Origin of the sequence: Shewanella sp. SM20 (assembly GCF_025654545.1) — a bacterium.
GTDB classification, from domain to species: Bacteria; Pseudomonadota; Gammaproteobacteria; order Enterobacterales; family Shewanellaceae; genus Shewanella; species Shewanella oncorhynchi.
Window position 1 is genome coordinate 1 of record NZ_JAKKRK010000087.1, and the last position, 9,205, is coordinate 9,205.

General features: G+C 46.9%; 7 protein-coding genes and 3 pseudogenes. 5 read left to right on the forward strand and 5 right to left on the reverse strand.

The features are described from left to right. A pseudogene (locus L5M18_RS22140) lies at window positions 1-632 on the forward strand (IS3-like element ISSba5 family transposase); the annotation flags it as partial. A gap of 8 nt (window positions 633-640) precedes the next feature. Here the strand turns inward: L5M18_RS22140 and L5M18_RS22145 are convergent. The 4 genes and pseudogenes from L5M18_RS22145 to gpmM form a co-directional block, all read right to left on the reverse strand. Then, window positions 641-823: pseudogene (locus L5M18_RS22145) on the reverse strand (divergent polysaccharide deacetylase family protein); the annotation flags it as partial. A gap of 9 nt (window positions 824-832) precedes the next feature. Then, a complete protein-coding gene (locus L5M18_RS22150; RefSeq protein ID WP_263198630.1) occupies window positions 833-2,041 on the reverse strand; it encodes a S41 family peptidase in 1,209 nt (402 codons plus the stop codon). Window positions 2,042-2,073: 32 nt separating this feature from the next. After that, window positions 2,074-3,207, reverse strand: coding sequence for a murein hydrolase activator EnvC family protein (locus tag L5M18_RS22155; RefSeq protein ID WP_113941204.1), 1,134 nt, complete (start codon window positions 3,205-3,207; stop codon window positions 2,074-2,076). Window positions 3,208-3,217: 10 nt separating this feature from the next. Beyond that, window positions 3,218-4,762 (reverse strand): 2,3-bisphosphoglycerate-independent phosphoglycerate mutase, encoded by a 1,545-nt coding sequence (gene gpmM, locus L5M18_RS22160; RefSeq protein ID WP_105250842.1) that lies wholly within the window; start codon window positions 4,760-4,762, stop codon window positions 3,218-3,220. A 267-nt stretch (window positions 4,763-5,029) separates the two neighbouring features. On the opposite strand from gpmM, the gene L5M18_RS22165 reads away from it, so the two are divergent. The 4 genes from L5M18_RS22165 (at window position 5,030) to L5M18_RS22180 (ending at window position 8,812) form a co-directional block, all read left to right on the forward strand. Beyond that, window positions 5,030-5,464: a rhodanese-like domain-containing protein gene (locus tag L5M18_RS22165; RefSeq protein ID WP_105253030.1), complete on the forward strand. Its 435-nt coding sequence runs from the start codon at window positions 5,030-5,032 to the stop codon at window positions 5,462-5,464. Between the two features lie 295 nt (window positions 5,465-5,759). Further along, the gene (gene secB, locus L5M18_RS22170; RefSeq protein WP_006083777.1) at window positions 5,760-6,245 is read left to right on the forward strand and encodes a protein-export chaperone SecB; all 486 of its coding nucleotides are present in this window, start codon (window positions 5,760-5,762) and stop codon (window positions 6,243-6,245) included. Window positions 6,246-6,249: 4 nt separating this feature from the next. Beyond that, on the forward strand, window positions 6,250-7,266 hold the full coding sequence (gene gpsA, locus L5M18_RS22175) for an NAD(P)H-dependent glycerol-3-phosphate dehydrogenase (protein ID WP_173497252.1): 1,017 nt from the start codon (window positions 6,250-6,252) through the stop codon (window positions 7,264-7,266). Between the two features lie 361 nt (window positions 7,267-7,627). Further along, window positions 7,628-8,812: an NAD(P)/FAD-dependent oxidoreductase gene (locus L5M18_RS22180; protein ID WP_263198631.1), complete on the forward strand. Its 1,185-nt coding sequence runs from the start codon at window positions 7,628-7,630 to the stop codon at window positions 8,810-8,812. A 184-nt stretch (window positions 8,813-8,996) separates the two neighbouring features. Here L5M18_RS22180 and L5M18_RS22185 read toward each other — a convergent pair. Continuing rightward, window positions 8,997-9,205, reverse strand: a pseudogene (locus tag L5M18_RS22185) (IS3 family transposase); the annotation flags it as partial.

Genomic DNA, 9,205 nt, shown 5'->3' on the forward strand with positions numbered 1-9,205 from the left:
ATCTAATGAAAAAGCTTGGGTTATTAAGCTGTCAGCAGCCTAAGCATTCTTATAGGAAAGCGACACAAGAGCATGTTGCAATCCCCAATACGCTAAATCGACAGTTTGCAGTAACTCAACCAGATCAAGTGTGGTGTGGCGACGTGACGTATGTTTGGGTCGGTAATCGCTGGGCCTATCTAGCCGTTGTTTTAGACTTATTTTCCCGCAAACCTGTTGGATGGGCTTTGTCATTATCACCAGATAGTGMGCTGACCTGTAAAGCTTTGAAAATGGCATTTGAGTTAAGGGGTAAGCCTGAGAATGTGATATATCACAGCGATCAAGGTTCGCATTACACRAGCTTGAAATTCAGACAATTAATATGGCGTCTTCAGATTGAGCAAAGTATGAGTCGYCGCGGGAATTGTTGGGATAACGCACCAATGGAGCGTTTCTTTAGAAGTTTGAAATCTGAGTGGATACCCGCYARTGGTTATGGGAATTTTACAGAAGCAGATAAAGAGATCACAAATTACATCACTGGATAYTACAGTGAGACCAGACCCCATCAATATAATGGTGGGTTAACGCCAAATGAGTCAGAACGTTTATATTGGAATGACTCTAAAACCGTGGCCAATTTTACTTGACCACTACAGTTAGCGAGTTCTTTGCCAAGTGGGGTATGAGGTAATACAGCGAGTGTTACTGTATTGGGCAGTGCCAGTACGGCTTTATCTGTATGACGATAACCTATGTCATCAATAATGAGTGCAAGCTGGGCTGCATAGCTTTGAGAAATGCTTAGGGCCAATAGGGCTAAGGAATAAAGTAAGCGCACAATTTCTTCTTATTCATCATGGTGCTGTATCCATGCAATGGCAGAGGTCACTTGATGATCTTGGGCCAGTGATGCATGGGCTGATAGGGCGTCGATTATAGCTAAATTACCAACGCCGGAACCAGTTTCGGCGGCAATTTTTATGTCGGGGATGATCCCTATGTTGTGAATGTTTTCACCTCTAGGAGTATTGTACTGGGCAATTGTGAGTTTAATCGCGTTACCATCTTCTAAAATGGGGATCAGGCTTTGTACTGTACCTTTGCCAAAACTGGTCTCACCTAAGAGTTTAGCACGACCATTTTCTTGTAATGCGGCGGCGAGAACTTCGGATGCAGAGGCCGAGCCTTTGTTGATTAACACTAGCATAGGCACGTTAGTCAGCATGGTTTGCGGTGAGGCATAGTAGTCGGAGTTAGCATCGAAGAAGCGGCCAGAGGTCGAGACTATGCGTCCTTTGGCGAGAAATAGATCCGCAATTTTAACCGCTTGGTCGAGTAGGCCGCCGGGATTATTACGTAGGTCTAAGATAAGTCCTGTGAGTGGTTTGTTTTGCCATTGGCTGAGCGAGCGCACCATATCCTCGGTAGAGTTTTCTTGGAAGTTGCTTAATCTGACATAGCCAATATTGCCATCAAGCAGTTGAGTGCTGACCGACTCTATAGTGATATTGCTTGGCTTGAGTGACACTTTAAAGGTGGCATTGTCATTACTGTGTTTTAGCTCTAAGTTAATACTCTGATTATTGAGACTATGTCTTTTTATTTCAGTAAGGATATCGGCTAGATTCGTTTCAGTCGCCAGGGTGTCGTTAAGTTTAATAATAATATCGCCCGCACGTATTCCCGCTTGCTCTGCGGGAGAATGGGCAAAGGGGGCTATGATGCTGATGTGGTCTTTTTGGGCCGCGACTTCGAAACCGAAACCAAAATACTCGCCGCGATTCGAATCTTTAAGATCGAGTAATTCTTGATGATTCAAGAAGCTGGAATAGGGGTCGAGATGTTCAAAAATGCCTTTGATGGCGGCCTGCACGAGCTCTTCTTTGGGAACGGTTTTGATATAGTAAGTTTCAACCGTTTCAAGTACATCTTGTAGTAATGGATAGTCAAAGTTGTCGCGGTAGGATTTCGCGTTCTCTTGGCTGGAGAGGCTGATGGATAGGCCTAAAGTGAGACCTAATCCAACGCAACTGATATAGCGGATCATGTATTTCATAACGGTCCCCTGTGATAAGGGGACCGTTTTGATTAGCGACAGTATTTCGCTGGATCGACGGCTTGCCCTTTATGCCTTATTTCAAAGTATAGGCCAGGCTCGCTCTGTCCACCTGAACGTCCGACTAAAGCAATCGCTTCACCGCTTTTTACCATCTCACCAGGGCTTTTTAGTAGGGTTTGAGCGTGACCGTAAAGACTCATATAACCTTTACCGTGATCGATGACCATGACAAGACCAAAACCGCGTAACCAGTCGGCATAAATGACTTTACCACCTGAAACGGCTCGAATATTTTGCCCTTCTGGTGCAGACAACATAGTGCCTTTCCATACTACTTGACCGGAGCGTTGGCTACCAAAGCTAGCACTCACACGACCTTTTGTCGGCCATTTAAGTTTGCCACTTTGTTTACCAAAGCCTTCCATCGAGGGGTTATCTTTCATGGCCCGCAGCGCTTGTTCAACGACACGCTTTAAGCTGGCCTCTTCAATTTGCAACTGTTCGAGCTCTGCACCCTTAGAATTTAAGGTGCGTTGCAGCTCTTTGATGGTCAGTTGACGCTGATCTTGCTCTTGGCTCAAACGTTTAGCTTGTACTTGTTGTTCGGCCACGAGTTTCGTTAATTGCTTTTGCTTACTCGTTTGCGACACCTTGATCTCATCTAGCTCGGTCAAGGTTTGCTTTAATTCGTTGATCGACTTCATCCGCGCTTTATTGAGGTATTGGTAATAAGCCAACATACGCTCGATAGTGGCGGGACTTTGCTGATTAAGCATCATCTTAGTGTAATCGTGATTACCGGCAAGATAGGCGCTCGACAGCTGTTTCGACAGTGTTTGTTGTTGAGTCACTTTAAGCGTTTCTAACTCATCTTGACGTTGTTTTAGCTCGGCAAGTTTAGTGTCGATTTGCGCTAAGCTATTTTTGGTGCTGTTGACTTTTTTGGCAGCTGACGCAATCGCTTCTTCATCGCTACGCAGCAATGACAGCAGTTTTTCTCTTTGTTTACTGGTGGTTTTTAATGCGCTTTGTTGTTGATTTATTTGCGTTTGGATTGATTTTAACTCGGACTTACGCTTCTCCAAATCAGAAGCGTGTGCCGAGAAAGATAACATCATAAAGCCAGCAATAATGCTGGCTTTAACAAGGAGTCGAGTGCTCACTAGGTAACGGTTACTCTTTTATGTGGATTAAGGGTTTGCCCGTCATCTCAGCTGGAATGGCTTCGCCGATCAAGGTCAAGATGGTAGGTGCAACATCGCTGAGTTTACCACCTTCATCTATGGTCGCATCGCGTCCAACAAAGACGAAAGGCACGAGTTCACTGGTGTGGGCCGTGTGAGCCTGACCTGTGGTTTCGTCGGTCATTTGCTCGGCATTGCCGTGGTCGGCGGTAATAATACATTCTCCGCCCACTTTCGCCAGCGCATCAACCACACGGCCGATACAAGCGTCGACAGCTTCACAAGCTTTAACGGCGGCATCGAAATTACCTGTGTGGCCAACCATGTCACCATTGGGGTAGTTACAGATGATCACGTCGTACTTGGTTGATTCAATTGCTGCGACTAACTTGTCAGTCAGCTCAGCTGAACTCATCTCAGGCTGTAGATCGTAAGTTGCCACTTTAGGCGAGTTGATTAGGATGCGATCTTCTCCCTCGAATGGCTCTTCTTTACCGCCGTTAAAGAAGAAAGTCACATGGGCGTATTTCTCAGTTTCAGAGATACGCAGCTGAGTACGACCTTGTTTCTGCAGCACTTCACCTAAGGTATTCACTAAGTTTTCAGATGGATAAGCGATAGGTGCTGTGATGTCGCCAGCATACTCAGTCAAAGTGACGAAGTGCATTTTCGGCATAACAGCGCGTTCGAAACCATCGAAGTCTGGGTGAATAAAGCTACGGGTGATTTGACGGGCACGGTCAGCACGGAAGTTCATAAAAATCAGGGCATCGCCGTCTTTTAAGGTCGCAACTTGACCGTTGGCATCTGTGATCGCCGATGAAGAGACGAATTCGTCGTTCTCGTTACGCTCGTAAGCCGCTTCTAATGCTGTAACGGCATTGTCGTATTGGAATTTTGACTTGCCTTGGGTGATTAAATCGTAGGCTTGCGACACGCGATCCCAACGATTATCCCTGTCCATAGCAAAGTAACGACCAATAATCGATGCGATACGGCCATGGCCTAATGTAGTAAACAGATCATCAAAATGGCTCAAGCTGCCCTTAGCGCTGCGCGGTGGCGTATCGCGTCCGTCGAGGAAAGCGTGCAGATAAACCTGAGTTGCACCGCGCGCAACGGCCATACGGCACATAGCTTCGATATGCTCTTCATGGCTGTGGACGCCGCCGGGGGAAAGCAAGCCCATAATGTGCACAGCTCCGCCAGCTTTGATGGCTGAGTCTACCGCATCACATAGCGCAGGATTTTTTTCAAACTCATGATCTGCAATGGCTTTACTGATACGAGTGAGTTCTTGATAAACCACACGGCCAGAGCCTAAGTTAATATGGCCAACTTCAGAATTTCCCATCTGGCCATCAGGTAAGCCAACATCTAAGCCAGAACCTGAAATCAAACTATGGGGATATTTAGCGTTGAGACGGTCGAGTACCGGAGTCTTGGCGTGGAAAATCGCATTATTATGCGTGTTTTCACGGTAGCCCCAGCCATCGAGGATCAACAACGCGAGCGGACGTTTAGCTGTCGTCATAGTGATACCTTTAAGTTTTATAGAAGCGATAGAAATCTGAAATTGGTCAAATATTACTACGTTAGCGGGGTATGAAAAAGCGCTTTACCCCGATTAAGGTCATCGAATCACTAATTCGCCCGATTCTGTGAGTGGCTTGTGACAAGTACAGAGTCAATTGCACTAAAAGTGCGATCTCGAACTGTGACTAAACTGCTGCATTCTGCCAAGGCAATCGGTATACTCTGTGCCCTTATCGAATTTTCGCCATTTATGCGGGCAATCATCATGCAAGAATATATCGAATTTTTTAAAGCTCACTCAATGCTCAGTCTGGCTTGGGTGGGATTATTTGTTGTGCTTGTCGCGAGTATCATCAAATCGAGCATGTCAAAAATCAAAAGTATTTCTCATCAAGAATTAACGATTATGGTGAATAGACAGGATGCTAAAGTGGTTGATGTGCGCTCGAATGACGAGTTCCGCAAGGGCCATATTGTTGATGCACTTAACGTTACGCTCGCCGATATTAAAAATAATCAGATATCAGCCCTTGAAAAGTATAAAGCCAGTCCCATTATATTGGTATGCAATGCTGGCATGACCTCGTCTCAAGCCGCTCAGCTTTTGAGTAAGCAAGGTTTTGAAAACCTGTACAACTTGAAAGGTGGTATGGGTGAATGGCAGGCAGCAAATATGCCTGTTTCAAAAAGCAAAAGATAAGTTGTCGGCGGCAGTTATGATTTAAGCTGTACTCAATCCACAGGATAGTGCAGTAATAAAGTCATCATTGTTTGGCATACTGATCCTACGGTCGCTAAGGGCTTAATGTAAGTTTTTAGACTGGTTCGATCGATACCCGAATATGGGTACAAGTTGGGATGATACCGAGATCTGATATAGGCCTTGAGTAACATAAGCCCCGAGCCAATTTACGTTCAAATAGTAATTGGCTTTCAAATAATAATTGGCTTTCAACGAAAAGCCGATACAACATTGATAGGATAGGTAGGAAATTATGGCTGAAGTAGCAAACAACGAACAACAAGCCCCACAATTCAACATCCAACGTGTTTACACTAAAGATGTGTCTTTCGAAACGCCTAACAGCCCAGCGGTATTCCAAAAAGAATGGAACCCAGAAGTTAAGTTAGATTTAGACACGCGCAGCGCTAAATTAGCTGATGATGTGTATGAAGTTGTCCTGTCTTTAACTGTGACTGCACAAAACGGTGGCGATACCGCTTTCCTATGTGAAGTACAACAAGCCGGTATTTTCTCTATCACTGGTCTGACTGAGCCACAACTGGCCCATTCATTAGGTGCATACTGCCCTAACATCCTATTCCCATATGCTCGCGAAACCGTGGGCAGCTTAGTTGGTCGTGGTACTTTCCCACAACTGAACTTAGCACCTGTTAACTTCGATGCGCTGTTTGCCCAATACGTGCAACAACGTCAAGCTGCTGCGACTGCACCAGCTGCCGAAGAAGCTAACGCTTAATTACATGAAAAACTCTGCCGATATCACGGTATTAGGGGCGGGCTCTTATGGCTCCGCCCTTGCCATTTCTTTAGCCAGCAACGGTCATAAGACCTTGTTATGGGGACACGATCCTGTCCACATGCAAACGCTCGCTCAAGACAAGTGCAACCAAGCTTTTTTGCCTGGTATTGCGTTTCCTGATTGTTTACAGATCGAAGCCGATTTAGCCAAAGCCTTAGCCGCCAGCAACAATGTGTTAGTGGTCGTACCAAGCCATGTGTTTGGTACTGTGCTTGAGCAAGCTAAACCGTTACTCCGTAGCGATGCGCGTATCGTATGGGCAACGAAAGGGCTCGAGCCTGAAACCGGACGTTTGCTGCAAGATGTGGCCCGTGATGTGTTAGGTGAGCAATATCCGCTGGCGGTGTTATCTGGGCCGACCTTCGCGAAAGAATTAGCCATGGGTTTACCTACGGCCATTTCGGTCGCGGGCACTTGTCCTAAATTCACCAACGATCTCGTTGAGCTGTTACACAGCCCTAAACGTTTGCGGGTTTACGCCAACGACGACTTTACCGGACTGCAACTTGGCGGCGCGGTAAAGAACGTGATCGCGATTGGCGCGGGCATGTCCGACGGTATCGGCTTTGGTGCCAATGCCAGAACAGCCTTGATTACCCGTGGTTTAGTCGAATTGACGCGTTTAGGCGAAGCCTTAGGTGCCAATGCCGCCACCTTTATGGGCATGGCGGGGTTAGGCGACTTAGTGTTGACCTGTACCGACAACCAATCCCGTAACCGTCGTTTCGGTTTAGCCTTAGGTAAAGGCTGTGATGTGATGACAGCGCAGGCTGAAATTGGCCAAGTGGTTGAAGGTTATCGCAATACCAAAGAAGTGTTTACGCTTGCGAAACGCCTCGGGGTTGAAATGCCGATCACTGAGCAGATTTACCAAGTATTGTATCAAGGCAAAGCGCCAGTCGATGCTGCTAAAGAGCTGCTCAGCAGAGAAAAGAAATCAGAAACGCCTACGCAATAAACCGCGAGCCGTGATGATGCTGTAATGCCGAATAAAGGAAAGGGTGCTAAAATAGCGCCCTTTTTTGTGCCCGGACTTCTGGTGTGCAAGATGTATCCCCGGTCATCAGGGCCCTTGATGTTCCCGACATCAGATGGCATTTCCTCCATCCCTGGAGGTCAGATGGTGAAAGAGGGGATTTATACACGGAAGTATTTATCCCCGGTCGCCAGGGATGGTGAAAGAGGGGATTTGTGTCTAACGTTTGAGCTTATCTTTGCTCCGTTTAGCTGTTGCATGACTTGCTTGCTAAAGGTTCGCGAGTTATCAAATTGCCCGTTGGCAGCCAATGCCAATCAATTTATCTGTGTGGAGTTATAGCGTGAAACATCATGATGTCATTATTATCGGAGCCGGCGCCGCGGGATTGATGTGTGCAGCGACCGCGGGTTACCGAGGCCGTGATGTACTCGTACTCGACAATGCCAAGCAAGCTGGGCGTAAAATCCTCATCAGCGGCGGCGGGCGTTGTAACTTTACCAACCTTAAAGTCGAGCCCGCTAACTTCCTCTGTGGCAATCCCCACTTTGTTAAGTCGGCACTCGCGCGTTATACGTCGCAGCAGTTTATTGAAATGGTCGAGCGTCACGGCATTGAATACCATGAACGCGATCACGGCCAACTGTTTTGCAATGACTCGGCTAAAGAGATAGTCACTATGCTATTGACCGAGTGTGAATGGGCGGGCGTGACCATTAAGCTGCGCACCGATATTCTGGCCGTTAAAAAGACCGAAGCAGGGCGCTTTGAGCTCAACACCTCTAACGGCGAACTGAGCTGCGACTCACTGGTTATCGCCACGGGCGGCTTATCCATGCCTAAACTCGGCGCCACGCCTTACGGTTATCAACTGGCCGAGCAGTTTGGCCTAAAAGTATTGCCAACTCACGCGGGTCTGGTGCCTTTTACATGGCACAGTGAAGATAAAATTCGTTTCGAGCCTTTGTCTGGCATCGCAGTGCCGAGCCGCATTACCGCCAAAGATGGCACTGCATTTAGCGAAGCGCTGCTATTCACTCACCGTGGCTTATCTGGCCCCGCAATTTTGCAGATTTCCAACTATTGGAAAGCGGGCGAAACCGTAGAAATCGATCTTTTGCCGAATATGGATTTGGCGCAATTGCTAGAGCAACAGCTCGCCGCACATCCAAAACAAAGCCTGCGCAACACCCTCAGCCAATGGTTGCCTAAACGGCTGGTGGAAGTGTTATTCGATGAAGCCCTGTTGAATAAAGCGTTAAATCAGCTAGTGCACGCCGAGCGCGCAACACTGGTGGATGATATACACCACTGGACAGTATTGATGAACGGCACCGAAGGCTACCGCACCGCCGAAGTGACGTTAGGCGGCGTTGATAGTAATGAGCTGTCTTCCAAAACCATGGAAGCCAGCAAAGTCGCCGGACTCTACTTTATCGGTGAAGTCATGGATGTAAGTGGTTGGTTAGGCGGGTTTAATTTTCAATGGGCCTGGGCATCTGGCGTGGCTGCAGGACAAGCGGTTTAGTCTTGTGTAGAGACAATAAAGTTTGCCCGTAAGCACTAAAGTTTGCCCGTAAGAATATTTTCAGACAATAAAGTTTGCCCGTAGTGACTTTTGATACTATGCTTTTTCTGGATGGAATATATCAGGAAATGTTATGTCACGCGGACGGTGTTTTTCAAGGTAGTTGGCACTCTTTACTTAAATTTTAAGCTGCATTTCTTGTTTCAGTTTCAGACTCTTTTTCTGGGTTCAACACTACCTCACCGATAACGTCACAGTTCCTTATACCGTTTGGCCAGCGTTTAGGGTTTCTTGATCTTGCTTCTTCTAGTACCTCCTTACGCTTAGATAAAATCGCTTTATCTTGCATCGCATGTCGCTCACTCGGTGATACAAAATTGAGCTTACTGTGCT

Coding starts and splice junctions, on each gene's coding strand:
- secB (WP_006083777.1), top strand. CDS start 5,760: ATGGCTGAAGTAGCAAACAACGAACAACAAGCCCCACAATTCAACATC.
- L5M18_RS22165 (WP_105253030.1), top strand. CDS start 5,030: ATGCAAGAATATATCGAATTTTTTAAAGCTCACTCAATGCTCAGTCTG.
- gpsA (WP_173497252.1), top strand. CDS start 6,250: ATGAAAAACTCTGCCGATATCACGGTATTAGGGGCGGGCTCTTATGGC.
- L5M18_RS22150 (WP_263198630.1), bottom strand. CDS start 2,041: ATGAAATACATGATCCGCTATATCAGTTGCGTTGGATTAGGTCTCACT.
- gpmM (WP_105250842.1), bottom strand. CDS start 4,762: ATGACGACAGCTAAACGTCCGCTCGCGTTGTTGATCCTCGATGGCTGG.